Source organism: Caballeronia mineralivorans PML1(12) (assembly GCF_001028175.1).
GTDB classification, from domain to species: domain Bacteria; phylum Pseudomonadota; class Gammaproteobacteria; order Burkholderiales; family Burkholderiaceae; genus Caballeronia; species Caballeronia mineralivorans.
Genome location: NZ_AEJF01000075.1, coordinates 240,504 through 264,491, shown reverse-complemented (window position 1 = coordinate 264,491; position 23,988 = coordinate 240,504). Strand labels below are relative to the sequence as shown.

The following is a 23,988-nucleotide window of genomic DNA, read 5'->3' as shown; positions in this document are numbered from 1 at the left end:
GGCATCCGCATGCCGGAACTCGGAGCGCACGGGCAGGGCGCCGCAGATTTCGTACTTTCCATGCATGAGAACCTCCTGAGACGAGACGTGCAGCCACCTCCGGCAGGCGCGAGCGGGCCTTTGTCGGCAAAGCGTGCGGTACCATCGGAATAACTGTGCGATATAAGACAGATTATAAAGCGTTTGCTATATTGTCAATCAAAAGAATATCAAATGGATGAATTTTCGGCCAGACTAAGGCAGGAACGGCGCCGTATGAAGCTGAACCAGACGGAGTTCGCCGTGCTAGGCGGGGTCCAGAAACAGGCCCAGTTCCAATACGAGAAGGGCATGCGACGGCCCAATTCCGATTACCTTGCCGCAATTTCTGCGGCGGGCGTCGACGTGCATTACCTGCTAAGCGGCCAACCCTCGACAGTTACGTTGAGCGTGGACGAAGGGGCGCTCATTGCCGGTTATCGGGAACTCGATGCGCGCGAAAGAGCGGGCGTTCGAGCACTGGTCGAAACCATAGTCGCAAAGCCGCGCAGTACAGCAAAAAATGACGAGTCGTAAAGTGTTCTCCGACGGGGCGATGTCGATAGACGGGCACACGCAATGACGACCGGGCTTAACAATCGTTAGCCTTGCAATCTGACCCGTCGACATACCACAGCGTTTTCGCTTTCGTGTCTCTGACGTGCCAATCATTCCTGTGCTGATTGTCACGCTTTACCTCGATGGCCGGCTCGGGGTTAGTCAGGCGCTGACGGCGACAAGAACCGGATCAACAAGCGCTGCGGGGAATCCTGGGAAGGCCGCATCCAGCGGTCTCCCAACCGGTCTGTGGTTCGATTGGTTTGAGCGTGTGCCTGAATCGCATAGCGCTCCGCCGCGCCACGCTTTAGCGCTAATGTGTGCCCATCTGGATCAGTAGCTTGAACGGCAGCGCCAGCAGCATCGCGCCGCCCACACCCACGCACCAGAGCGCGACGAACCACAGCGTGCTCTTGAGCCGCGCACCCTTGCGGCGCTGGACATCCGTCTCAGTGATAGTGATGTTCGCCATGGCGCACCTTGCCTCGAAAAACCCAATAACCAAGTGTCGTGTACGCGATGATCACGGGCAAGATCACCGCCGCGCCAATGAGCGTGAATTGCTGGCTCGAATGCGGCGCCGCGAGTTCCCAGAGCGACACGCCGGGGAAGATGGCATGGGGAGAAATGCTCGCCACCAGGCCGCTATAACCGAGCAGCACGAACGCCAGCGCCATCATGAACGGCCGTGTTTCGTGCCGTGAACGGATGGACCGGCGCATCAGCCACGCGCAGGCAATTACAAGCACGGGCACCGGCAGGAATCGATAGAACCACGGGGTATCGAACCAGCGCGTGGCAATTCCCGCGTCCTGCAGCGGCGTCCAAATACTGACGACCGCGATAGTCCCCAACTGCAACAGCGTTAGCGGCCACACGATGCGATAAAAGCGGCGCTGCAGATCACCCTCTGTTTTCGCGATCAGCCAGCAGCAGCCGAGCAGCGCATACGTGACCACCAGCGCGAGTCCGGTGAAGAGGCTGAAGGGCGTGAACCAAGTGAAGGCATCGCCTGAAAAACGGCCGTCCGCGACCGGAATGCCATTGAGAAACGCACCGAGCGCCACGCCCTGGAAGAATGTCGCCCCCGCGGATCCGCCGATAAACGCTAGATCCCACATCGGCTTGGTGCGTGTTGCCTTCGAGCGGATTTCGAACGTGACGCCACGAAAGATCAGGCAAATCAGCATGAAGATCAGCGGTAGATAAAGGCCCGACAGCACGGTCGAATAGATCATCGGAAACGCAGCGAACAGGCCGGCGCCGCCCAGCACGAGCCAGGTTTCGTTGCCATCCCAGACCGGCGCGATGGTGTTCATCATGACGTCGCGGTCACGCTCCTCGGGGAAGAACGGAAACAGGATGCCGATGCCGAGATCGAATCCGTCCAGTACCACGTACATCAGCACGCCCAGCGCGATGATCGCGGCCCACGTAAGGGACAAGTCCATGTCAGGCTCCTTCGATTGAATGTGTCGCGGCGGACAGCGGCCGGCGTGCGGTGTGGTTGTCGTCGTCCATGCGCGGTGCGTGCGTGATCGTGCCGGGCAGCGCGGGACCGGTTCTAAGCAGCTTCAGCAGGTAGTAGATGCCGGTGCCGAACACGAGCGTATAGACCACCACAAACACCAGCAGCGTCACGCCAACTTGCTGCGCTGTAACCGGCGACACGGCCTGCGCCGTGCGCATCACGCCGTAGACCACCCACGGCTGGCGTCCTGCTTCGGTCGTCACCCAGCCGGCCAGCAAGGAGATAAAGCCGGATGGCCCCATCACAAGCACGAAGCGCTGGAACATCTTCGACTCGAACAGCTTGTTTTTTCGCCGCAGCACAAAGCCGGCGGCACTCAACAGGATCATCAGCACACCGAGCCCGGCCATGATCCGGAAACTCCAGAACACGATGGTCGAATTCGGCCGGTCCTCTTTCGGAAACGACTTGAGGCCGCGGATTTCACCGTCCCAGCTATGGGTCAGGATCAGGCTGCCCAAGTGCGGAATGGACACGGCGTATTTCGTGGTTTCCGCTTCCATGTCCGGGATGCCGAAGAGATTCAGCGCAGTGCCGCCTTTCTCGGTGTCCCACAAGCCTTCGATCGCCGCGATCTTTGCCGGCTGATATTCGCGCGTGTTGAGGCCGTGCTGATCGCCGACGACCGCCTGAACCGGGGTGAGCACCAGCAGCAGCCAGAGCGACATCGAAAACATCTTCTTGATCGCGGGGTCGCGGCGGCCTTTCAGCAGGTGATAGGCACCCGAAGCCGCCACCAGCAGCCCCGCGACGATAAATGCCGCGATCGCCATATGCGTCAGCCGGTACGGAAACGACGGGTTGAAGATGATCTGGAACCAGCTGACCGGCACGACATGATCGCCTTCGATACGAAAACCTCGCGGCGTCTGCATCCAGCTATTCGACGCAAGAATCCAGAAGGTCGAGATCAGCGTGCCGATGGCGACCATCAACGTAGCGCCGAAGTGCGCCTTCGGTCCGACCTTGTTCCAGCCGAACAGCATGATGCCGAGGAAGCCGGCTTCCAGGAAAAACGCGGTCATCACCTCATAGGCGAGTAGCGGGCCGGTGATCGAGCCGGCGAAACTCGAGAAGCCGCCCCAGTTGGTGCCGAATTCGTAGCTCATTACAACGCCGGACACCACGCCCATGCCGAAGGCCACCGCGAACACCTTCGACCAGAACAGACATAACTCCTTGTAGACCGGCTGACGCGTCTTGAGCCACGCGCCTTCGAGCACGGCGATAAAACTCGCCAGCCCGATGCTCAGCGCCGGGAAAACGATGTGAAAAGAAATCGTGAAAGCGAACTGAATACGCGCTAGGTCGAGCGCTTGCTGAGTGGCATGCATGGCAGGTTGTGCATCCATCGCGGGCGCACTCGAAACGAGGTCGCGGGCGGGCGCTGGTTGGTTGGACTAAGTACGACAGAAGTGACTCTAAGCCAGTTTTCGAGATGGATGGTGCGACGCGGTAGAGTGTGAAAATGCGCGCAAATGTCGCATTTTTAAGGCACTTTCATCCGTAACTTACTGTTTATCTGCAACTTTTATGAAACATGGATTTAACACTCGCAACCCCCAGTACGCGAATTCCGCGACAATCGACCGCACTGCGTCAAAATGCGTATCCCCGTGCTCAGTCGAGCGAGGAAACGCCTGGCGCACAGCGTGCCGCAAGCTCGCTGGTGCGATTCTCCAATGGCGCACCGGCGCGCGCCGGGTACCATGACGGAACCGCGTCGGCGGCATTTTCCCGGTTGGGAAAACAGGTCTGCGGCGAAGCCAATCGAACATCGCGACGGGAGAAAAATCATGCGTCTTGATGACGAAGCAGAGAGCCGGAATGTAGAGGACCGGCGCGGCGCCGGTGGGGGCGGCGGTGGCGGATTTCGCATGGGCGGAGGGCGCTCGATCGGTATCGGTACGATTGTCATAGCGCTGGCAGCGGCCTATTTTTTCGGCATCGATCCAATGCTGATCCTGAGCGGCGGTTCGACCGGACAGAGTGGTTCATACAGCCAGCCACAGCAACGGCAGATGGATCCGCGCAGCCAGCCACAGGCGAGCGCGAACGATCAAGGCGCGGTGTTCGTGCGCCGCGTGCTCGGCAATACCGAACGCACATGGCAGCAGATTTTCCGTACTCAGTTCAACCAGGATTACCCCGCGCCGAAGCTTGTCCTGTTCTCCGGCGGCACCCGCACCGCGTGCGGAACCGGCCAGTCAGCAATGGGCCCGTTCTACTGCCCGGGCGACCGCACGGTGTACATCGATTTGTCGTTCTATCGGGAACTGCGCGACCGCTTCGGCGCAAGCGGAGACTTCGCGCAGGCGTACGTGATTGCGCACGAAGTTGGCCACCATGTGCAGAACGTGCTGGGCATCATGAACAAAGTCGATGCCGCGCGGCAACGGATGTCGCGGGAACAGGCCAACCAGTTGTCGGTGCGTGTCGAATTGCAGGCAGATTGTTTCGCCGGCGTGTGGGCGAACGTGGCCCAGAAGAATAATGCGAAGCTGATCGAGCCCGGCGATTTTCAGGAAGGGCTGAACGCGGCCGGTGCGATCGGCGACGACCGGTTGCAGAAAGAGACGCAAGGACGCGTGGTTCCGGAGGCCTTTACGCACGGCACGAGTGCGCAGCGGCAGCGCTGGTTGAATCGGGGACTGGCGACGGGCGATTTGGGACAGTGCAACACCTTCGGCGCTAAAGCGCTCTGATCGCGATCCTTTTTTAGCCGCTGTATCGCGCAATTTTCAATGGTGGAGCGCCTGAACGGTCAGCGCTTTGTTCGGGAAAGACTGTGAAATAGTAGTGAAAACCGTTATTTCGACGGATAATTCGGGCAGAACGCGCAGCGGTCAATTTACAAATGCTGATAGCGCGGCGTCACGCCAATTTATAGAATTCCGTCTTTCAAAAAATCGACCGTGACCCGAACGCCTTTCGATCTGCCGAAAGCGCAACCGGTCAAGCGAGTCAACCGTCCGGCGGTACAGGCTCATGCGTCGCGGCATGACCCGTCCGTCGACGAATTAAAGGTCCCATAGCATCCCCATGAAGCGAATCCTGATTGTCAAGGTGACATCATTGGGCGATATCGTAGAGACGCAGCCCGTCGTCTCCGATCTTCGCCGTGCATTTCCGTCTGCCAAGATCGACTGGGCGGCAGACGCGGCCTTTGCCGACATTATTCGCTGGAATCCGGCCGTGGACCGCGTGTTGAGCGCGCCGCTGCGCAAGTTCAAGAAAGCGCGAAGCTGGGCGGATTTGAAAGACATCGCTGCGTCCATCGGGGAATTGCGGGCTGAGAAGTACGACGTGGTCCTGGATATCCATGGTGTGTACAAGAGCGCGATCATCGCGTTCCTGGCGCGCGGGCGCCGGCGTTATGGTTATAAGAACAGGGATCTGGGTGAACTCGGCGCGGCGTTTGCGTACAACAAGCGCTTCGGGCCGCGGCCGAGAACGGATGCGTGGCGGGGCATGCGCGTAAGCGTGGCCGACGCGCTGGGTTATACCTTCGACGAAACCCCCGACTTCAATCTGCATCTGCCGCCGCTTGCTACGCCGCTCGAGCTTCCCCAGGGTGCACCCATTGCCATGCTGTTCCACGCTACATCAGCCGATGAAAAGAAATGGCCGGTTGACCGATGGGCCGAGACGGGGCGTTCGCTGACGGCGCGGGGTTATCGGATCGTGCTGCCGTGGGGCACCGAAGGTGAGCGCAAGGAGGGCGAGCAGATAGCAGCGCTCGTGCCGGGCGCGATTGTCTTGCCGAAGCTGAGCGTGACCGAGTGCGCGCATTGCATCGACGCGTCGGCGCTGGTCGTGGGCATGGATACGGGGCTGGTCCACTTGGCGCATGCGCTGGGCCGTCGCACGGTGATGATTTTCACAGCGACGTCGCGCGGGCATTTCGGCATAAGCGCACCGGGGCGTTCGGTTTCTGTCGGCGATCACCACGCTCCACCCGATGTAGCTTCGGTGCTGGAGGCTATCGAAAGCGTGTTGACGGGAACGGTGACACCGGCGGCACGCGATGTCGCGACAGGGGCTGTTTCCTGGTAATGGCGGCGTGGAGACCGTTCAGGTCTCCTTCGCCGGGAGCCGTTTTGAGGTACGCGGGCTCTCGCCTCGAGTCTTGCTTACCGGCAAGTTCTTCTGGCGCTACGGGCGGCGCCTGAACCAACAACTTTCCGGGCGACTCTCAGCGCCAAAAGCCGCTTCAAGCCCCCGGGAATCCGTCCGGAAACAATCGCTCGATCGCTGCTTCAAAGTGCTGGATTGGCGCCGCGCCGCGCAACGCGATGGGCGGCGGCGGTTCCTGATCGCCCACTCCTTCGCGTGACAGCACCGCGAACGGCACGCCCGTCACACCGAGCTTTTTCGCGAACTCTTCGTCTTCGATCACGGCGTCGGTGAGTTCGTCGCCCAGCAACGCTTCTTCCAGCGACTCCGGATCGATGCCGCAGGTAGCGGCAATATCCAGTAGCGCATCGGTATCGCCAATATCGATACCGTCCTCGAAAAACGCCTTGAAGATCGCACGATGCACGGCCTCGAAACGACCCGATTCGCGCGCGAAAAACGCAGTCTCAAACGCCTTGCGGCTACGCGGCTGAACCGGCGGGAGACGCAACAGCAAACCGCGTTCGTTGGCCATCGGGTAGACGGAACTCTCCCACGTTTCATGCAGATAGTCGCTGTCGGGATCGAGCGCGGGCGTGGGTTCGGGACGCAGTTCGAACGCGTGCCAGCGGACCTCGACCGCGTCGCCATAAGCATTCTGGAACTGGTCGATGACCGGCACTTCCAGATAGCAGAACGGGCACACAAAATCCGACCACACGTCGATCCACAGCTTGGGGCTTGTCATATAAGGCTCGTTTGATATCCGGCGAAATTTTGTCCGAAATTCTACCGCGCATTCAGCTTTGGTTCCGGCCACTCGGAAACGGCGGAGGATTTCGAATCGAGCGATGTCATGGAGGTCTTACGTGTTTAACCGCACGCTTTCGTCTCGCGCTCGGCGAGGCCGTTGTGTTTCCTCGGCAATACCGGGAGCAGCCAACTGAGCTGATATTGTGAGCCCGGATCAGGATCAATGATCTGATGGCTAAACAATTGGGTGACCGCATCGAGTAGCACCCGGCTCAACTCTTCCGGTGTTGCGTGGTCGACTGCGGTGGAACATCGGGTGACGAGTGCGCACTGAATGAACAAATGCCCGCGCACTCCTTTCCTGGAACGGGCGTAGCGGCGAGACCCAAACCTCTTGCGCGGCCACGCGCGAAGTCAAAGTCTGTGACCCTGTGACCCGCGAAACCCCCGCTACAGCGTCGCAAGACGCGTAGCGGCGGCGGGAGAGTTCATCGGCTAAAACCCGCCATCCATTTCGATCTTCGACCCATCGCTGAAACGACTCAGCCGGAACGCTCGCGGGTCCACTAGTGGCTTGTCGTTTGCGACAATATCCGCCATCAGTTTCCCGGCACCCGGTCCGATTCCGAAGCCGTGACCTGAAAAACCGGTGGCGATGAACATGCCGGGAACCTGTTGCGCAGCGGAGATCACGGGCACGGCGTCCGGCGTAACGTCGATATAACCCGCCCACGCCTGTGCCACTTTCACGTCTCCAAGCGCCGGGAAGATCGCACGGAACGCGTTGATGGCGACATCGTTGAATTTTTGGGTCGGCGGTGGATCGAGCGTGCGTACGGTTTCGAAGATGGTCGGTTGGTTGAGTTGCCATTTCCGCGGCTGGCGCAACGCCTCGAAAAATCGCTGGCCGAAAGCGAACTCGATCGATCCGAACTGGCTTTTCAGCGCAGGCAGATATTGGCTGAATAGCCGGAAGCTGTCGGGCGTGATCTCGGCAAGACTATGGAACGCATTCGCGATCGTGTAACCGCCGTCGAGCCGCTTGCGGTATCCGACGGTCTGGTTGCAGGCGCTGACTTCCGGTCCACCGTCGAGCGGTTCCGTGCGCAAGACCGACGAGCGCACCGTCAGTTGCGGCAGTTCGACGCCGACGCTGCCGGCAAACAAACGCGTCCACGCACCGCCTGCGACCACCACGCTTGTGCAGCGGATCGAGCCGTATTCCGTCACCACGCCGCTAAGCGTGCCGCCGCTCGTTTCGATGCCGCGCACAGCGCATGGTGTCAGCACTTTCACGCCTTTGGCGCGCAGTGCATTGGCGATGGCCGGCGCCGCCCGCTGCGGTTCCGCGCGGGCGTCGGAGGGCGTGTAAATGCTGCCGGGAAACTTGCGCGCCGCGCCAGGCATCAGCGCCGCCGTTTCTTCGCTGGACGTGATGCGTGAGTCGATGCCTTCGCGCCCCACGAGACCGACGGCACGGGCCAGCCAGCTTTCGTGATCGGCGAGCGCCTTCGGGTCGTCGGCGGCGTAGAGGATGCCACACTGCCGGAAACCGGTATCAATGCCCAACGTTCGGTCCAGCTCGCGCCACAGCTTGAGGCTTTCGAGACTGAGTTCCAGCTCGCGCAGGTCGCGATGCGTTGCGCGGCACCAGCCCCAGTTGCGGCTCGATTGCTCGCCGGCAATATGCCCTTTCTCGCATACCGCGACCGAGATCCCCTTTTCTGCGAGATATAGGGCTGTGCTCACGCCGATAATGCCGCCGCCGATCACGACAACATCGACGCGCTCAGGTAAAGCACGATCTTCAACGACTTCAACTACTTGTGGACCCATCTATCTTCCTTGGACAGGGCGAACTGAGCGTCATGCCGGGAAACGCGTCCGGACAACTCGCTCGCTGTGCTTTCGGGCATCCTGTGTGCTTTGGTCAACCCGATGGCGCGTCAAAGCCGGCCCGTCGGATCAACCGGCTTTGCGGTCGAATCCTTGCTGCGGCGGCATTGCGCGGCAAATCCACCCTGACTTTCTGGAGAACACTCGTGCAAAAGACAGCATCGGCAAAATGGAGTGGTGGCATCAAGGATGGTAAAGGTTACATTTCGACGCAAACCGGCGTTTTGAAAGACGCGCCGTATGGTTTTTCTTCCCGCTTCGAAGGCGGTCCCGGAACGAATCCCGAAGAGCTGATCGGTGCTGCGCATTCGGGCTGTTTCACGATGGCGCTGTCCCTACAACTCACGCAGGCCGGCCTCACGGCGGAAAGTATCGAAACGAAGTCTACCGTGACGCTGGACAAGGTCGGCGATGGTTTCTCCATCACCGCTTGCCATCTGGATGTGAAAGCGAAGGTGCCCGGCGCCGACCAGGCCACGTTCGAGAAGCTTGCGAACGCGGCGAAAGAGGGATGTCCCGTGTCCAAGCTGTTCGCTGGAAACGCGAAGATCACCCTGAATACGGAATTCGTTTCCTGAGTTCGTTGGACGGAAGAACGCTGGAACGCCAAGGCGCGGCTGGGAAGCCGGCCGCGCCATCTCATTTGTCTTTGCGGGAAAGCTACGCCCAAATGTGCAGGTCATTTGTTTGCGACCCCCTCGGGTTCCGCACACGTTCATCGCCGTGTCGCTGTTGCTGCTGATCATCGGACTGCCGACGTTCCCACACGCCACCAACGAAAACCAGTACCCGGACTTATCCACATTTTTTGTGGATAGCCGTGTGGACAACATGGGCAAGCAGCCGCCAACCCACTGACGCATAACGGTTTACGGTTCACAAACGTTTCGAAAGCAGGAATGCTGTTTTCCGTCGGCAATGCACTTTCAGCCGTTCGGTGCAAGCTGCGCAACCCGCCATTTCCCCCGAACCTGTAATCTGACGGCACTCGAAGTTCATCCGGCCGGCCGGGCCATCGAGATCGATAACCGGCCCGGGTTCCTGACACTTCCATCCACACGCAGCACCGCCCTGGAGCATCGGTCAATCACCCCGCCCTTCGGGGCCCTGAAGGGCGAGGCTTGTTAAATCAAGCCTGATTGACCAGCCTGAGCTGTGAGAGGTATCGCAGCTACGTTGTACGGAAGTTAAAGACTCACCCTGGAATGCTTCCTCAGTTCCAGGCTCTGAAACCTGCAGCCGCAGACAAGCTTTGGGTAGGCGCGAAACGGGCTGCGAGGATGTGCTGCCGTATCCCGAAAGGGACTAGGAGCCGTAGGCTCCGTCGCAACATTGGCGAGGGGAGCGCAGCCGCAAGGCTGCCGTTACAAGGCCCGTAAGGGCAGAAAAGGAATTGTTACGATGGCGGTATTCGTTTTAGACCGACAGGGACGGCCGTTGATGCCCTGCACAGAGAAACGTGCCCGCTTGTTACTGGAGCGCGCTCGGGCCCGGGTGCATCGGGTTGTGCCCTTCGTTATCCGGCTGACTGACCGACGGGCCGAAGACTCGTTTTTTCAGCCACGCAGGCTCAAGCTTGACCCGGGCAGCAAGACAACAGGCATTGCGCTGGTACGGGAGAAAGTGGACGGCATTGCTGTGCTGAGCCTGATGGACCTCGTTCATCGGGGTCGGCAAATCAGGGAGGCGCTGACGCAGCGACGCGCATTGCGGCGTCGCCGGCGCGGCGCCAACCTGCGTTATCGCGCACCCCGGTTCAATAACCGGACTCGCGCTGCGGGCGGGCTCGCGCCAAGCCTTCAGCATCGGGTTAATTCGACGATGTCGTGGGTCCGGCGCGTCATGCGCTGGGCACCGGTGTCAGCGCTGTCGATGGAGCTGGTGCGCTTTGACATGCAGGCGATGCAGAATCCGGAAATCTCCGGGCTCGAGTATCAGCAGGGAGAGCTGTTCGGCTACGAGGTACGTGAATATCTTCTCGAGAAGTGGGGGCGCAAGTGCGCCTACTGCGACGCCGAGGGCGTGCCTCTGCAAATCGAGCACATTCTTGCGCGTGCACGCGGCGGCTCGAATCGGGTGTCGAACCTGACGCTTGGCTGCGCGCCCTGCAACATCGGCAAGGGCAGGCGCGACGTGCGGGAGTTCGTCAAGGACGAGGCACGGCTCAGGCGGATTCTGTCGAAAGCGAAGGCGCCGCTGCGTGATGCGGCCGCCGTCAACAGCACGCGCTGGGCACTACCGAACGCACTGAAGGAGACTGAACGGGCGCTCGAGACCGGTAGCGGCGGGCGCACGAAGTGGAATCGCGCACGGCTGGGGATTCCGAAGGCTCACGCACTCGATGCCGTGTGTGTTGGCGAAGTCAAGGCCGTCTCTGGATGGCAGCGACCGACGCTGGAAGTCAGATGCACCGGTCGCGGCAGTTACCAGCGCACACGCCTCACCGCACAGGGCTTTGCGCGAGGCTACCTGACTCGCAAAAAGCGCGTTCACGGATTCCAGACCGGGGACCGCGTCCGGGCCATCGTACCGAAAGGCAAGAAAGCAGGGACTCACGTTGGCCGTGTCGCGGTACGCGCGAGCGGCAGTTTTAACATCCAGACGCCCACAGGCGTCGTACAGGGCATCGCGCATCGCCACTGCACGACGGTGCAGCGGGCTGATGGTTATGGATATTTAACTGTGCCTTTGACAAAGGAAAGGGAATCAGGGAACGGCACAAAAGCATGGCTTGCTGCGCAAGCCGCGCTATCCCACCCCGGCATGAATGCCGAGGTTTCCCGCGCTAAGCGATGAAATTCAAGCTGGACTGGACGGGCATCGCGCCATTTGCCGCACTTGTCATCCTGGGACTGACGTTCGCCATGCCGAACGGCTTCATGTTCATTCTCGCCGCCATCGCACTCGCCGCCGCGGTGTTCGCCGCGGTTCATCACGCCGAAGTGGTTGCGCATCGAGTCGGCGAGCCGTTCGGCACGCTTGTGCTGGCCATTGCTGTGACGGTGATCGAAGTGGCGCTGATCGTCTCGGTCATGATCTCGGGCGGTCCGGAGAAAGCAGCGTTGCCGCGCGACACCGTGTTCGCCGCGATCATGATCGTGTGCAACGGCATTGTCGGGCTTTGCTTGCTCGTGGGCGGCATGCGCCATCACGAGCAGAATTTCCAGCTACAGGGTGCAAGCGCGACGCTCGCCATCCTGTGTGCACTGTCAGTGTTGACCATGGTCTTGCCCGATTTCACCAGCACGGTGGCGGGGCCGGTATTGTCGACGTCGCAACTCGTGTTTGTCGGCGTGACGTCGCTGGTCCTGTACATGGTGTTCGTGTTCGTGCAGACCGTCAGGCATCGCGATTATTTCCTGCCGCCGGTGCCGGCGCTCGATCCGAATCGAGCCGAAACCGACGATGTTCACGCGCCGCTGCCCACCAACGGCTACGCGTTGGCTTCCGGCGGTTTGCTGCTGCTCTCGCTGATATCGGTTGTCGGACTGGCGAAGCTGCTGTCGCCGGCCGTTGAGGCGGGGGTAGCCCGGGCAGGCGCGCCCGAAGCGTTGGTTGGCGTGGTGATCGCGGCGCTCGTGCTGTTGCCGGAAGGCGTGGCCGCGTTGCGCGCTGCACGGCTTAACCGGTTGCAGACCAGCTTGAATCTTGCGCTTGGATCGGCGCTGGCGAGCATCGGTCTGACGATTCCGGCCGTGGCGGTGGTGTCGCTTGCGATCAGCCAGCCGATCGCGCTTGGTCTCGGTTCGAAGGAAATCGTGCTGCTCGCACTGACCTTGATCGTCAGCGTCCTCACACTCGGCACGGGGCGCTCGACCGTACTTCAGGGCGTGGTTCATCTGGTTATTTTTGCGACGTTCCTGTTTCTTTCGGTCGTGCCCTGAGGTTGGCGGAAGAGCGTTCGCAGCCTTGCGGGCCAGTCCTGAAAATAAGGGGCCAGACCTGATTCAGCAATTCTCCGCGCGGTGTTGCGTTCGTGCTTCACGCGAGGGCTAATCTCAAAATCTTTTTGCAACGCAGCATCGGATGCGTATAATCAGGGTATTCCCTAACGGGTAATCCCTAACTCACGCTGAGATGCTTTCATGAAAACCGCCGCTCAAGGTTCGATTCTCGTTTCGTTCGGTTCGTGGTTCCGCAAGGCGAAGGCTGTCGTTCGCCGCGAAGCTGCTCATGCGCTGAACCTGCATCTGCAAAATTGCGCCGTGCTGGCTGAAGCGTATCGCCGCAAGTAAATCGGCTGCAGCTTAGCCGACTGCTGAATCGACGCACCGATCGAGCCGTTGATCGCTCTCGAACGTCGGTTCGCCGGCCTTGCATGCGTTAAAGCGGTTGCCGGGTAGAAAGTCGGCAACCGTGACAGCCGGCACTGAACGGGCGTTAGCCCATCAGTTTCAGATTGCCCATCCGCCGAGATAAAACGCGGCGAGCACCGCGGCGATCGCGACCGTGCCCACGTTCAGCTTCTTGTGCTCGCCGGAAACCACCCGGCCGATGACGAGCGTGCAGAAGCCGAGCATGATGCCGGTCACAATATTCGCCGACAGCACAATGAACACGGCGCAGACGAGACCGGACATGGCGTCGACAAGATCGTCCATGTGCAGCTTGCTTACGCTGGCGAGCATCAGCAGGCCGACATACATCAGGGCGGGAGCGGTGGCGTATGAAGGCACGAGCCCGGCGAGCGGCGAGAAGAACATCACCAGCAGGAACATCACGCCAACGGTAGCGGCCGCCAGGCCCGACTTCGCGCCTGCCGCCACGCCCACAGTCGATTCGATATACGCCGCAGCCGGCGCACCGCCCAGGCACGCGGCGACGATTGAGCTGACGGAGTCCGCGGTCAACGCCCGGCCGCCGTTCACAATACGGCCTTTCTCATCGATCTGACCCGCTTGTCCCGCCACTGCGCGAATCGTGCCGGTGGCATCGAAGACGGCGGTCATCACCAGTGCGAACACGCTTGGCAACACGGCCAGCGACAGCGCGCCGCGAATGTCCATGGCGCCGATCAGCGATGCATGTCCGGGAGCGCTCAACGAGGGCAACGCGAACACGCCGGTGAAACGGACCGCGGGATCGAAGGCCAATCCCAGCGCCGACAACCCGACCACCACGAGCAAGATTCCGCCCGGCACGCGCCGGCGCTCCAGGCCGATGATCGCTGCAAGTCCGAAGATCGACATCAGCACTGGAAACGCCGTGATATGCCCGAGCGAAACGGGCATTCCCGCACCCGGATTTTTCACGATCAGGCCGACATCGTTCGACGCAATCAGCAGCAGAAACAAGCCGATCCCGATCCCCGTGCCGTGCGCGACGCCCGCCGGCAGGTTGCGCAGGATCCACGAGCGCACCCCGGTGACGGAGACCGCGGTGAAGGTAACGCCCATCAGGAACACCGCGCCAAGCGCGACGGCTGGCGAGAGCCCTTTGCCCAGCACCAGCCCGAAAGCGGTGAACGCGGTCAGCGAGATCGCACAGCCGATCGCGATTGGCAAGCGCGCCCATATACCCATCAAAAGCGAGCCGAAAGCAGTCGTCAGGCAGACCGCCACGAAGACGGCGCGGGTATCGAAGCCGGCCTTGCCCAGCATTTCCGGCACGACAAACACGGAATAAACCATCGCCAGGAAGGTGGTAATACCTGCTATCACCTCGCGCCGCTGCGTACTGCCGCGCGCGCTGATCTGAAAGTACCGGTCGATCAATCCGCCGGATTGAGACGCGGGGGCATCGTTCTGAATGTCGATGCCGCCGAGCGGCTGGGCGTGGGGTTCCATCATGAGCTGTTCTCCTTTATCAGCAGGCTGAAACAAGCGCGCCGGATAGTCTTGGCAGACCGGCCACGCCGTCTTCAGGGTCGTCTCGATAGGTTTGATTTATGTTGTTGGCCGGAGCCAACGCACTGGACTGGGCCAGCACAGAGACTAGGCGATCATTAAGCCGCCTCCAATCTCAAAAATGGGATTCCAGTCATGCCGCGATCCTTATAAGGTCTGTTTCCATGCGGCTTTGAAAGGCGTGGACGTGCTGTAGAAAAGCAAAAGGGCCAGGTCGAATAACCTGGCCCTTTTGTCGGCCGGAACTAATCAGACCTAACGCGACAGCTTACTGAATCACGCGCGTCACGCCCCGGCCGCGTGGATCGGCCGCGGGTTCGGGCGTCGTGCCGTTGATCTTGATGACCTGGATATCGCCGTTGAAACCCTGCTTCGCGAGCGTGTATCCCTTTGCTTCCAGCTCTTTCGCGAGATCGCCGTCAATGGGCTTGTACGGCTCCCAGAAAATCGTGTTCGGCGGCAGCAACTGATGATGAAAGCGCATTGCCGCGACCGCATCGGGCAGGGGCATCGAGAAGTCGTAGACGTTGTTGATGACCTGAAAGATCGATGTAAAGATGCGCGAGCCGCCCGGCGTGCCGATCACCATCGCGACCTGATCGTCCTTCGTGAGGATGGTCGGCGACATTGAAGAAAGCGGGCGCTTGCGCGGTTCGATCGCGTTGGCGTCACTGCCCACTACACCGAACATGTTTGCCACGCCCGGTTTCGAAGAGAAGTCGTCCATCTCGTCGTTCAGCACCACACCCGTACCGTCCGCCACCACGCCCGAGCCGAAATAGCCGTTGATGGTGTACGTATTCGATACCGCGTTGCCCCACTTGTCGACCACCGAGAAGTGCGTGGTTTCAGCCTTTTCCGGCATCGTGGTGCCGAGGCCCGGAACGACGCTCTTGGTGTCAGACGGCGTATCGGGATTAACCTCGGATGCACGCTTCAGGATGTAGTCGTCGTCGATGAGCTGTGCGATCGGCACCTTGTAGAAATCGGGATCGCCGAGATACTGGGCGCGGTCGGCGAACACGCGTTTCTCAATTTCCGCGGTCAGGTGGATGTATTGCGCGGAATTAAGCGGCACGTTGGCATACTTGTCCTTGAGATCGGCCTTCATCTTCAGCAACTGCACGAGACCGATACCGCCGGAACTCGGCGGCGGCGCCGTGATGATGCGATAGCTGTTCCAGCTCGCGAGCACCGGTTGCCGCCAGACTGCCTTGTATTCCTTCAGATCCTGTGCCGTGATCAGGCCGTGGCCGGTCATGGCGGTGGCGATCAGATCCGCCGTCTTGCCTTCATAGAAGCCCTTGGCACCTTTATCCGAGATGCGTTGAAGCGTCGCGGCCAGTTCCGGTTGCTTGAAGTTCACGCCTTTATTCAGGGTTCCGAAGTAACTATCGAAGTTGGTCTTGCCGGCGAATTCCTTCGACGCGGCGTCCTTGCGTTCCTGCAGTTGATCGCTGACTTCAAAGCCGTCCTGCGCATACTTGATCGCGGGCGCCACGACCTGTTTCCACTTCAGCTTGCCGAAGCGCTTCTGCGCTTCCCACATGCCCGATACCGTGCCCGGCACGCCCACTGCGCGATACCCGTACAAGCTCATGCCCTTGATGACTTCACCCTTGTCCTCGAGATACATGTTCTTCGTGGCCGCGATCGGGGCGCGCTCACGATAGTCGAGGAAGTAGGGACGATGATCCACGTAGAGCGTCATGAAACCGCCGCCGCCCAGGTTGCCCGCTTCCGGATAGGTCACGGCCAGCGTGAATGCGATCGCGACGGCTGCGTCGACCGCATTACCGCCTTCCTTGAAGATCTGCTCGGCTGCATCGGCCGCGAATTTGTCGGCGACTGCCACTGCCGAAGCTGTCAGGACCGCGGGTTGCGGCGTGACCTTCGCGTAGGCCGGTGCGCTTTCGACAAACGCGAACGAGATCGAAAACGCCGCGGCAGCGAGGGTTCCGAGCGCGAATGAACGTGCGCGATGCAGCGAACTCATGGACTTCTTCATGGACATCTTGCTCCTCTTGAAAATGGGTAAGCCGAAAGCGCGGTTGCGGCCGGTCGCCGATCAATTCTATGGCGACCGTGGCGGCAAGTTGCGCGATCCGTTCGGCCACGTGTGGTGGCTCGCAACTCATATTGAGGATGTCTCCCCTGAGGAGATGAAGGCCCGCGCGGACCGGTTGTTCGGCGGTGGCTAACACACCGGGCTGGACGCCTGCTCAGGCCTCGGCGCCGGCGGGTGCTTGCGTTTCATCCAGGGAATACGTGGCTACCACGCGAAGCACGGATTCACGGAACGATGCGACGAGATCCGAGCGTATTCCGCTGCTCGGATATGACAGCACGTATTCGTATTCGATCGCGGCCTCGAAGGGGCGCACGACCACGCCGTGCGCCCGCCACACCTTGGCTGCGAACGGTTCGACGATCGACACGCCCAGACCGCCCGCGACCATTGCATAGCGCGTGTGCGCGGTGTCGGTCAGGACCGTGTAGTTCGCGCGGTCTTCGCCGGCCGCGAACAGTGACTGTTCGGCCGCGTAAGGCTGGCGCGAATTCGGCAGCCAGCCGATGATGCGCTCGCCACGCAGATCCTGTGCCCGCACCGATTTTTTCTTCGCCAGCCGATGCGACGCCGGCATTGCGCACTGCGCACGCGCATGCAGCAGCTTTTCAACTTCGATACCCGCAACCGATGCGAATGCCTGGCTGATCGCAACGTCGGCCTTGTGGTTCTGCAGGATCGTGAGTACCTCGGGAACCTTCACCGAATCGACGCGTATGGGCACGCCCGGATGACGCTCGACGAAGTCGGCGAGGATGGGCGGCAGCAGCGTGCTGGCGAGCACGGGTAAGCAGGCGACCGTCAGCCCCTCGGACGCTTCGTCGCGAATGATTTCGGCGACCTGTTTCAGGCGTTCGAGCCCCAGAAAATTCTCTTCGACGGACTTATAGAAGCGCAGCCCGGCATTGGTCGGGTTCAACCGGCCGCCCACGCGGCTGAACAGGCTGAAACCGAGGTCAGCCTCTAAATCGGCGATCAAACGGCTAATGGCGGGCTGAGTGACGTGCATCACGCGCGCAGCCCCGACACTGGTACCCGTCATAATCAACTGGCGGAAAGCTTCTATCTGGCGAAAACGGATCATTGTTTTGAACCTACCTGCACGGACCTCAAGGAGGCCGATGTTAGCGCGAACCACGGGCGCCTGCTAATTTACGGGCGCGCGCGCGTGGATAAAGCGCGAGTCGAACGCCCAGCCTCCTGCTTATACACAAAACACATGGGCTATAACCACATGTGAGTGGATTCCACTTTATTGCTCTGAAATACTCCCGGCGAACTCGGTTCTGTCGTCCGTTCGTATGATGTGTCAAGGTTCTTGAAAGTAGCGTACTGGCGACGTGGTAAAGGCCGGCACACAATGCCGGCCTTTGATCAACGATGTTCGAAAGCAAAATGTTAGGTGGGCTAAGATGCTCGCCGTTGCGTCCGTCTGCTCCGGCATGCGGACTGCGGCACATAGCGTCACATAAAGACACACCTCACCGTGTTGCGCAGGGCCAAAAGCTCTTGTAATCCGGCACTCCGGTGCCGGGTGAATAAATAAATAACAAGGATTCCCATGACGTTGTTTGCAGTACTGGTTGCCCGTAGCGCACGCGTTGACGCTTTTTTTCGTCCGGGCGATGCTGTTCATCGCCGCGTTTCCCGCAAGTGGCTTCCGGCCCTTGCAGCGAGTGTCTGCGTTGCAGCGGTAAGCAACGTTCATCTGGCTCATGCGGCTATCGTGCCGCCGGGCGTGCAGCTTGCGGCGAAGCAGGAACTGGTGCGCAACAACGCGTCCGAGGTCGAGACCCTCGATCCGAACCTGGCTGAGACTGTGCCGTCCAACAACGTCACGCGTGACCTTTTTGAAGGCCTGACCGCGACCAATGCCGACGGGACCGTCGTGCCGGGCGTGGCGGAAAAATGGGAGCAGAAGGATGCAACCACGTGGATCTTCCATCTGCGAAAGAACGCAAAGTGGTCGAACGGCGAGCCGGTGGTCGCGAGCGATTTCGTGTACGGCTGCCAGCGCCTCGTCGACCCGAAGATCGCCTCGCCCTACGCGAGTACGTTCGGCGTCTTCCTGCTGAACGGCGCTGAAATTGTGGCGGGGAAAAAATCACCGGACACACTGGGCATCCGCGCAATCGATCCCTACACGGTCGAAATCAAGACGCCGTATCCGGTGTCGTTCATTCCTGACTTGATGTCGAATGCGAATCTCGGTCCGGTGAACAAGGCCGCCGTCGAGAAGTACGGCCGCGACTGGACCAAACCAGGCAAGCTGGTGAGTAACGGCGCGTTTATGCTGAAGGACTGGCAAGTGAACAGCAAGCTTGTGTTGGCACGCAACCCGCAGTACTGGGACATCGCACATGTGCAGTTGTCGCAAGTCACGTATCTGCCGGTGGAAAGCGAGACCACGGACATCAAGCTGTTCCAGTCGGGCGACAATGACTGGGTGTATCAATTGCCGTCCGGCACATACCCGAAGTACAAGCAGGAGTTCGCCGCCGACATGAAGATCGCGCCGATGCTCGGACTGCGGTACTACTCGTTCAACAACAAGGACCCCCTGCTCAAGGACGTGCGCGTTCGCCAGGCGCTCTCCATGGTGATCGACCGCGACATCCTTGCGCAACGCGTGACCGCGGACGGGCAGATCCCGGCGTACGGTGTCATTGTGAAGGGCGTGAAGGGCGCGGATGTGACGGCTTACGACTGGTCGACGTGGCCGATGGCCAAGCGCGTGGAAGAAGCGAAAAAGCTGCTCGCGCAAGCCGGCGTGAAGCCGGGCACGACGCTGCACTTCGCGACGAACACGAGCGACTATCACAAGAAAATGGCTATTTTTGCGGCCTCCGAATGGAAAACGAAGCTCGGTCTGGACACGCAGATCGACGCGATGGAGTTCAAGGTTCTGCTGAAGAAGCGTCATACCGGTGACTACCAGATTGCACGCAATGGCTGGGTCGCAGACTATAACGACGCGACCACGTTTCTGCAGCTTGTGCAATGCGGTTCGGACCAGAACGACAGCGGCAATTGCAATCCCAAGGCCGACGCACTAATCCGGCAAGCGAACGAAAGCACGGACCAGGTTAAACGCACGCAGTTGCAAACCCAGGCCGCGAAGCTCGTGATGGACGACTATCCGATCCTGCCACTGCTGCAATACACCACGGTCCGGCTGGTGAAAAGCTATGTGGGCGGGTATTCGCTGAAGAACCCGATGGACCGTTACCGCAGCAAGGACATGTATATCGTGGCGCACTGAGCGCGACGCGAACGCCCGCAATACTATCCAGCAAACAGCAAGAGGCGGTTGCCGTGACGAGCCTTGTCACGACGCCGCCAGGAGAGATGTTCCATGTGGTCTTATACGTTGAGGCGCGTGCTGCTGACGGTGCCTACGCTGCTGATTGTTGTCACCGTCTGCTATCTGCTGCTGCACGCCACGCCGGGCGGTCCGTTCGACGGTGAACGCAAGGTCTCCGCCGAAGTGCTCGCAAACCTGCAGGCGAAATACCATCTCGGCGAACCGCTGTGGAAGCAGTACCTGCTGTATCTCAACAGCCTCTTGCATGGCGACCTCGGTGCATCGTTCCGATACGCCGACTGGAGTGTCAACGACCTCGTGTTGCGTGCGTTGCCGGTGTCGCTGACCATCGGCGGTGTATCCATGCTGCTTGCCATCGTGCTCGGCGTGGTGCTCGGCATCTTCGCGGCGCTCTACCGCAATAGCCCGGCTGACTATCTGCTGATGATCATTGGTAACGCGGGCAGCGCATTTCCCTCGTTCGTGATCGGACCGGTCCTTATCCTTGTGTTCGCAATCCTGCTGAAGTGGCTGCCAGCCGGCGGCTGGAACGGCTTTCATGTGCGCTACATGGTGTTGCCGGTTGCGCTGCTGACCATCATCAACGTGGCGACCGTGGGCCGCGTGACACGCGGCAGCCTGATCGAGGTGTTGAACACCAACTACATTCGGACAGCGTACGCCAAGGGCTTGTCGCGCTGGACAGTCGTGCTGCGCCATGCGCTGCGGCCGACCATGATTCCGGTGGTCTCGGTGATCGGTCCGCTCGCGATCGGCTCGATCACGGCAGCGGTCGTCACCGAGTCCGTGTTCTCGTTACCGGGAATCGGCAAGCTGATCGTGAACGGCGCGGCCAATCGCGATTACACGCTCGTGCTGGGGCTGGTCGTGCTGGTGACGGTGGTCGCGGTGCTGCTCAATCTGCTGGTCGATCTCGCTTACGCATGGCTCGATCCGAAAATCCGCTACTGAAATAATGAGTCAACCAGCATGAGGTCCGCAATGAAACAAGGTTCCCTGGTCCCCGCGCTCGAGAGCGTGCTGGCCGTGCCGGTGGAAGGCCGCAGCCCCTGGCAGGACGCCCGTATGCGCTTCGCGCGCAACAAGGCCGCCGTGGCAAGTCTCGTGATCCTGCTGCTGATCACGCTGGCCTGCGCGATCGGCCCGATGCTGCTGCCGAACGCTTTCGATTCCACGGACTGGAACATGATGAGTTCCACGCCAACGTTTGCGAATTGGCATCTGTTCGGTACTGATGAAACCGGCCGCGATCTGCTGGTGCGCTGCCTGGTCGGCGGCCGTGTCTCGCTGATGATCGGTGGGCTCGCCACGCTGACGTCGGTCACGCTCGGCATTGTATGGGGCGCGATTGCAGGGTTCGTTGGCGGTCGTGTGGACAACGCAATGATGCGTATTGTCGACATGATGTACGCAATCCCGTACCTGCTGATCGCCATCCTGATGGTCACGCTGCTTGGCCGCGAGTTCTACCTCGTTGTGCTGACCATTACGGTATTTTCGTGGATGGACATGGCACGGGTCGTACGCGGCCAGACGCTCGCGATCCGGTCGAAGGAATACATTGAAGCGGCGCGTGCTATCGGTGTGTCGACGGGCGGCATCATCCTGCGTCACATCGTCCCGAACCTGCTCGGCATTGTTGCGATTTACACAACGGTTACGGTTCCTGGCGTTATTCTTACGGAGTCCGTTCTATCGTTTCTCGGACTCGGCGTGCAGGAGCCGATGACCAGTTGGGGCGTGCTGATTCAGGACGGTGTCGGTGTGATGGAAACGGCACCCTGGATTCTCCTGTTCCCGGCGGCGTTATTGTCGGTGACGCTGTATTGCATCAACTTTGTTGGCGACGGTCTGCGCGACGCGCTCGACCCGAAGGATCGGTAAGCATCATGTCATTGCTCAAGGTAAGTAATCTGGAAGTCGCCTTCGACTCCCCCGATGCCGTGGTCCGCGCGGTGAACGGTGTGAGTTTCGACCTCGAGGAAGGCAGCACGCTGGGCATTGTCGGTGAGTCGGGATCGGGCAAGAGCCAGAGCGTGCTCGCCATGCTCGGGCTGCTCGCGAGCAACGGCCGCGCAAACGGCAGCGCGATCTATCAGGGCGAGAACCTGCTGACTATGCCGGCGAAGAAGCTGAACCGCATTCGCGGCAACCGGCTTTCCATGATCTTCCAGGACCCCATGACGTCGCTGAATCCGTATCTGACGATCGAACGCCAGATGACGGAAGTGCTGGAACTGCACAAGAACATGACGCGCCGCGCCGCGAAAAAGCGCGCAATCGAGATGCTGGAAGCGGTGCGCATTCCCGAAGCGGCGCATCGTATCGACCAATACCCGCACGAGCTTTCCGGCGGCATGCGCCAACGCGTGATGATCGCAATGGCGTTGTTGTGCGAACCGCAAGTGCTGTTCGCCGATGAACCGACTACCGCGCTCGACGTCACGGTCCAGGCCCAAATTCTTCAGCTTCTGCGCAACCTGCAACACGACTTCGGCACGGCAATCGTGCTGATCACGCACGACCTCGGCGTAGTCGCCGGCCTGTGCGAGAAAGTGATGGTCATGTACGGTGGCCGCGTAATGGAACATTGCAACGCCGACAACTTGTTCGCCCGTCCTTCGCATCCCTACACGATCGGTTTGCTGCGCGCATTGCCGCGGCTGGATCAAAGCGACGCGCCGCTCGTCGGGATTCCCGGCAATCCGCCGAACATGGCGCATCCGCCGTCGGGCTGCCCGTTCCAGGAGCGTTGCATTGACGCGAGCCAGCGTTGCGCAGACTCGGTCCCGCCGCTCGAACCGTTTGGCGGCGACACGACCTGGCTGCGCGCCTGCAATCGCCCGGTCGAGCAGATGAAGTCGTTGCACGAGGTGGCCCATGTCTGAGCAAACCATCCTGTCCATACGCAACGTCCAGGTTCATTTCAACGTCAAGGCGAAGAGCAAGTTGCCGTGGGCGCCATCGCGTACGCTGAAGGCCGTGGACGGCGTGAGCTTCGATCTGAAGGCCGGTGAGACGCTTGGTGTGGTCGGCGAATCCGGCTGCGGCAAGTCGACCCTGTCGCGCGCCATTCTCAACCTGATTCCCGCTACGCATGGCGAGATCGTATGGATGGGGAAGGATCTCAGCGGCGCAACGACCAAACAGTGGCACGGCGTGCGGCGCGACATCCAGATGATTTTCCAGGATCCGCTTGCCTCGCTCGATCCGCGCATGACGGTCGGGCAGATCATCGCGGAACCTTTGCGTGAACATCGGCCGGGCATGTCGAAGGACGAAATGAACCAGCGCGTGCGCGCAATGATGGCGAAGGTCGGCTTGCGCGAGCAGATGATCAACCGCTACGCGCATGAGTTTTCGGGCGGCCAGTGCCAGCGGATCGGGATTGCGCGCGCGTTGATCGTGGAGCCGAAGCTGATTGTCTGCGACGAACCCGTGTCCGCGCTCGACGTCTCGATCCAGGCCCAGATCGTCAACCTGCTCAAGTCGCTGCAGCAGGAAATGAAGCTCGCGCTGATCTTCATCGCGCACGATCTGGCCGTGGTCAAGCACATCTCGGATCGCGTGATGGTCATGTATCTCGGCCACGTCATGGAGCTTGCCGACAAACATTCGCTTTACGCACGGCCGCGGCATCCGTACACGCGGGCGTTGCTCTCCGCGGTGCCGGTGCCGAACCCGGCCATCGAACGGACCAAGGTCGTGCAGATTTTGTCCAGCGATATTCCCAGTCCGATCAATCCGCCGACAGGTTGCGTCTTCCATACTCGTTGTCCGATAGCGGAGGCGCGCTGCTCACGCGAAGTGCCGCCGCTGCGTACGCTCGAGCATGGAGTCGCGGCGGCGTGTTTGCTCGCCTGATTTAACCGCCGTT

General features: G+C 60.5%; 21 protein-coding genes and 1 pseudogene. 14 read left to right on the top strand and 8 right to left on the bottom strand.

The features are described 5' to 3' along the window. Positions 1–255: 255 nt before the first annotated feature. On the top strand, positions 256–555 hold the full coding sequence (locus tag EOS_RS11190; protein ID WP_235442776.1) for a helix-turn-helix domain-containing protein: 300 nt from the start codon (positions 256–258) through the stop codon (positions 553–555). 334 nt (positions 556–889) lie between these two features. On the opposite strand, the gene EOS_RS47495 is transcribed toward EOS_RS11190, so the two are convergent. From EOS_RS47495 to EOS_RS11180, 3 genes are read right to left on the bottom strand one after another with little or no spacing between them, the layout of a single operon-like run. After that, complete coding sequence (locus EOS_RS47495; RefSeq protein WP_166681305.1) at positions 890–1,048, bottom strand: hypothetical protein; 159 nt, start codon at positions 1,046–1,048, stop codon at positions 890–892. After that, positions 1,026–2,027 carry a cytochrome d ubiquinol oxidase subunit II gene (gene cydB / locus EOS_RS11185; protein ID WP_047846676.1) on the bottom strand — a complete coding sequence of 334 codons (1,002 nt, stop codon included), beginning with the start codon at positions 2,025–2,027 and terminating at the stop codon, positions 1,026–1,028. Before cydB ends, EOS_RS47495 begins: the two co-directional genes overlap by 23 nt. A gap of 1 nt (position 2,028) precedes the next feature. Next, entirely contained in the window at positions 2,029–3,441 is a 1,413-nt protein-coding gene (locus tag EOS_RS11180) for a cytochrome ubiquinol oxidase subunit I (RefSeq protein ID WP_047846705.1), read from the bottom strand. A 462-nt stretch (positions 3,442–3,903) separates the two neighbouring features. Between EOS_RS11180 and ypfJ the strand changes: the two genes are divergently transcribed. Together ypfJ and waaC are read left to right on the top strand one after the other, a co-directional pair. Next, positions 3,904–4,812 carry a KPN_02809 family neutral zinc metallopeptidase gene (gene ypfJ / locus EOS_RS11175; protein WP_047846675.1) on the top strand — a complete coding sequence of 303 codons (909 nt, stop codon included), beginning with the start codon at positions 3,904–3,906 and terminating at the stop codon, positions 4,810–4,812. Between the two features lie 337 nt (positions 4,813–5,149). Next, positions 5,150–6,163, top strand: coding sequence for a lipopolysaccharide heptosyltransferase I (waaC, locus tag EOS_RS11170; RefSeq protein WP_047846674.1), 1,014 nt, complete (start codon positions 5,150–5,152; stop codon positions 6,161–6,163). A gap of 157 nt (positions 6,164–6,320) precedes the next feature. On the opposite strand, the gene EOS_RS11165 is transcribed toward waaC, so the two are convergent. Both EOS_RS11165 and EOS_RS11155 read right to left on the bottom strand, forming a co-directional pair. Next, the gene (locus EOS_RS11165; protein ID WP_047846673.1) at positions 6,321–6,971 is read right to left on the bottom strand and encodes a DsbA family oxidoreductase; all 651 of its coding nucleotides are present in this window, start codon (positions 6,969–6,971) and stop codon (positions 6,321–6,323) included. A 500-nt stretch (positions 6,972–7,471) separates the two neighbouring features. Beyond that, a complete protein-coding gene (locus EOS_RS11155) occupies positions 7,472–8,812 on the bottom strand; it encodes an NAD(P)/FAD-dependent oxidoreductase (RefSeq protein ID WP_047846671.1) in 1,341 nt (446 codons plus the stop codon). Positions 8,813–9,018: 206 nt separating this feature from the next. Between EOS_RS11155 and EOS_RS11150 the strand changes: the two genes are divergently transcribed. From EOS_RS11150 to EOS_RS47490, 5 genes are all read left to right on the top strand, one after another. Further along, positions 9,019–9,450: an OsmC family protein gene (locus EOS_RS11150; protein WP_047846670.1), complete on the top strand. Its 432-nt coding sequence runs from the start codon at positions 9,019–9,021 to the stop codon at positions 9,448–9,450. A gap of 109 nt (positions 9,451–9,559) precedes the next feature. Continuing rightward, on the top strand, positions 9,560–9,730 hold the full coding sequence (locus tag EOS_RS46995; RefSeq protein WP_160312479.1) for a hypothetical protein: 171 nt from the start codon (positions 9,560–9,562) through the stop codon (positions 9,728–9,730). 543 nt (positions 9,731–10,273) lie between these two features. Continuing rightward, positions 10,274–11,668, top strand: coding sequence for an RNA-guided endonuclease IscB (iscB, locus tag EOS_RS11145; protein WP_047846669.1), 1,395 nt, complete (start codon positions 10,274–10,276; stop codon positions 11,666–11,668). Further along, positions 11,665–12,756 carry a calcium:proton antiporter gene (locus tag EOS_RS11140; RefSeq protein WP_047846668.1) on the top strand — a complete coding sequence of 364 codons (1,092 nt, stop codon included), beginning with the start codon at positions 11,665–11,667 and terminating at the stop codon, positions 12,754–12,756. Before iscB ends, EOS_RS11140 begins: the two co-directional genes overlap by 4 nt. Positions 12,757–12,957: 201 nt before the next feature. Next, positions 12,958–13,107 (top strand): hypothetical protein, encoded by a 150-nt coding sequence (locus tag EOS_RS47490; RefSeq protein ID WP_166681306.1) that lies wholly within the window; start codon positions 12,958–12,960, stop codon positions 13,105–13,107. Positions 13,108–13,266: 159 nt separating this feature from the next. Here EOS_RS47490 and EOS_RS11135 read toward each other — a convergent pair whose 3' ends face one another. Then, positions 13,267–14,661, bottom strand: a complete 1,395-nt coding sequence (locus EOS_RS11135; protein ID WP_047846667.1) for an NCS2 family permease — start codon at positions 14,659–14,661, stop codon at positions 13,267–13,269. 325 nt (positions 14,662–14,986) lie between these two features. Then, positions 14,987–16,714, bottom strand: a complete 1,728-nt coding sequence (ggt, locus tag EOS_RS11130; protein WP_047846704.1) for a gamma-glutamyltransferase — start codon at positions 16,712–16,714, stop codon at positions 14,987–14,989. A 55-nt stretch (positions 16,715–16,769) separates the two neighbouring features. Here ggt and EOS_RS11125 point away from each other — a divergent pair. Further along, positions 16,770–16,919: pseudogene (locus EOS_RS11125) on the top strand (VOC family protein); the annotation flags it as partial. Between the two features lie 21 nt (positions 16,920–16,940). On the opposite strand, the gene EOS_RS11120 reads toward EOS_RS11125, so the two are convergent. Continuing rightward, positions 16,941–17,870 carry a LysR substrate-binding domain-containing protein gene (locus tag EOS_RS11120; RefSeq protein ID WP_047846665.1) on the bottom strand — a complete coding sequence of 310 codons (930 nt, stop codon included), beginning with the start codon at positions 17,868–17,870 and terminating at the stop codon, positions 16,941–16,943. Positions 17,871–18,347: 477 nt separating this feature from the next. Between EOS_RS11120 and EOS_RS11115 the strand changes: the two genes are divergently transcribed. The 5 genes from EOS_RS11115 (at position 18,348) to oppF (ending at position 23,975) form a co-directional block, all read left to right on the top strand. Then, positions 18,348–20,048, top strand: coding sequence for a peptide ABC transporter substrate-binding protein (locus EOS_RS11115; RefSeq protein ID WP_082163307.1), 1,701 nt, complete (start codon positions 18,348–18,350; stop codon positions 20,046–20,048). Between the two features lie 93 nt (positions 20,049–20,141). Next, entirely contained in the window at positions 20,142–21,062 is a 921-nt protein-coding gene (locus EOS_RS11110; protein ID WP_047846664.1) for an ABC transporter permease subunit, read from the top strand. A 30-nt stretch (positions 21,063–21,092) separates the two neighbouring features. After that, positions 21,093–21,995, top strand: coding sequence for an ABC transporter permease subunit (locus EOS_RS11105; protein ID WP_047846663.1), 903 nt, complete (start codon positions 21,093–21,095; stop codon positions 21,993–21,995). Between the two features lie 2 nt (positions 21,996–21,997). Continuing rightward, positions 21,998–22,999: an ABC transporter ATP-binding protein gene (locus EOS_RS11100; protein ID WP_326972918.1), complete on the top strand. Its 1,002-nt coding sequence runs from the start codon at positions 21,998–22,000 to the stop codon at positions 22,997–22,999. Beyond that, positions 22,992–23,975: a murein tripeptide/oligopeptide ABC transporter ATP binding protein OppF gene (oppF, locus tag EOS_RS11095; RefSeq protein WP_047846661.1), complete on the top strand. Its 984-nt coding sequence runs from the start codon at positions 22,992–22,994 to the stop codon at positions 23,973–23,975. Before EOS_RS11100 ends, oppF begins: the two co-directional genes overlap by 8 nt. Positions 23,976–23,988 lie beyond the last annotated feature (13 nt).

Coding starts and splice junctions, on each gene's coding strand:
- EOS_RS11190 (WP_235442776.1), top strand. CDS start 256: ATGAAGCTGAACCAGACGGAGTTCGCCGTGCTAGGCGGGGTCCAGAAA.
- EOS_RS47495 (WP_166681305.1), bottom strand. CDS start 1,048: ATGGCGAACATCACTATCACTGAGACGGATGTCCAGCGCCGCAAGGGT.
- cydB (WP_047846676.1), bottom strand. CDS start 2,027: ATGGACTTGTCCCTTACGTGGGCCGCGATCATCGCGCTGGGCGTGCTG.
- EOS_RS11180 (WP_047846705.1), bottom strand. CDS start 3,441: ATGCATGCCACTCAGCAAGCGCTCGACCTAGCGCGTATTCAGTTCGCT.
- ypfJ (WP_047846675.1), top strand. CDS start 3,904: ATGCGTCTTGATGACGAAGCAGAGAGCCGGAATGTAGAGGACCGGCGC.
- waaC (WP_047846674.1), top strand. CDS start 5,150: ATGAAGCGAATCCTGATTGTCAAGGTGACATCATTGGGCGATATCGTA.
- EOS_RS11165 (WP_047846673.1), bottom strand. CDS start 6,971: ATGACAAGCCCCAAGCTGTGGATCGACGTGTGGTCGGATTTTGTGTGC.
- EOS_RS11155 (WP_047846671.1), bottom strand. CDS start 8,812: ATGGGTCCACAAGTAGTTGAAGTCGTTGAAGATCGTGCTTTACCTGAG.
- iscB (WP_047846669.1), top strand. CDS start 10,274: ATGGCGGTATTCGTTTTAGACCGACAGGGACGGCCGTTGATGCCCTGC.
- EOS_RS11140 (WP_047846668.1), top strand. CDS start 11,665: ATGAAATTCAAGCTGGACTGGACGGGCATCGCGCCATTTGCCGCACTT.
- EOS_RS47490 (WP_166681306.1), top strand. CDS start 12,958: ATGAAAACCGCCGCTCAAGGTTCGATTCTCGTTTCGTTCGGTTCGTGG.
- EOS_RS11135 (WP_047846667.1), bottom strand. CDS start 14,661: ATGATGGAACCCCACGCCCAGCCGCTCGGCGGCATCGACATTCAGAAC.
- ggt (WP_047846704.1), bottom strand. CDS start 16,714: ATGAGTTCGCTGCATCGCGCACGTTCATTCGCGCTCGGAACCCTCGCT.
- EOS_RS11120 (WP_047846665.1), bottom strand. CDS start 17,870: ATGATCCGTTTTCGCCAGATAGAAGCTTTCCGCCAGTTGATTATGACG.
- EOS_RS11115 (WP_082163307.1), top strand. CDS start 18,348: ATGACGTTGTTTGCAGTACTGGTTGCCCGTAGCGCACGCGTTGACGCT.
- EOS_RS11110 (WP_047846664.1), top strand. CDS start 20,142: ATGTGGTCTTATACGTTGAGGCGCGTGCTGCTGACGGTGCCTACGCTG.
- EOS_RS11105 (WP_047846663.1), top strand. CDS start 21,093: ATGAAACAAGGTTCCCTGGTCCCCGCGCTCGAGAGCGTGCTGGCCGTG.
- oppF (WP_047846661.1), top strand. CDS start 22,992: ATGTCTGAGCAAACCATCCTGTCCATACGCAACGTCCAGGTTCATTTC.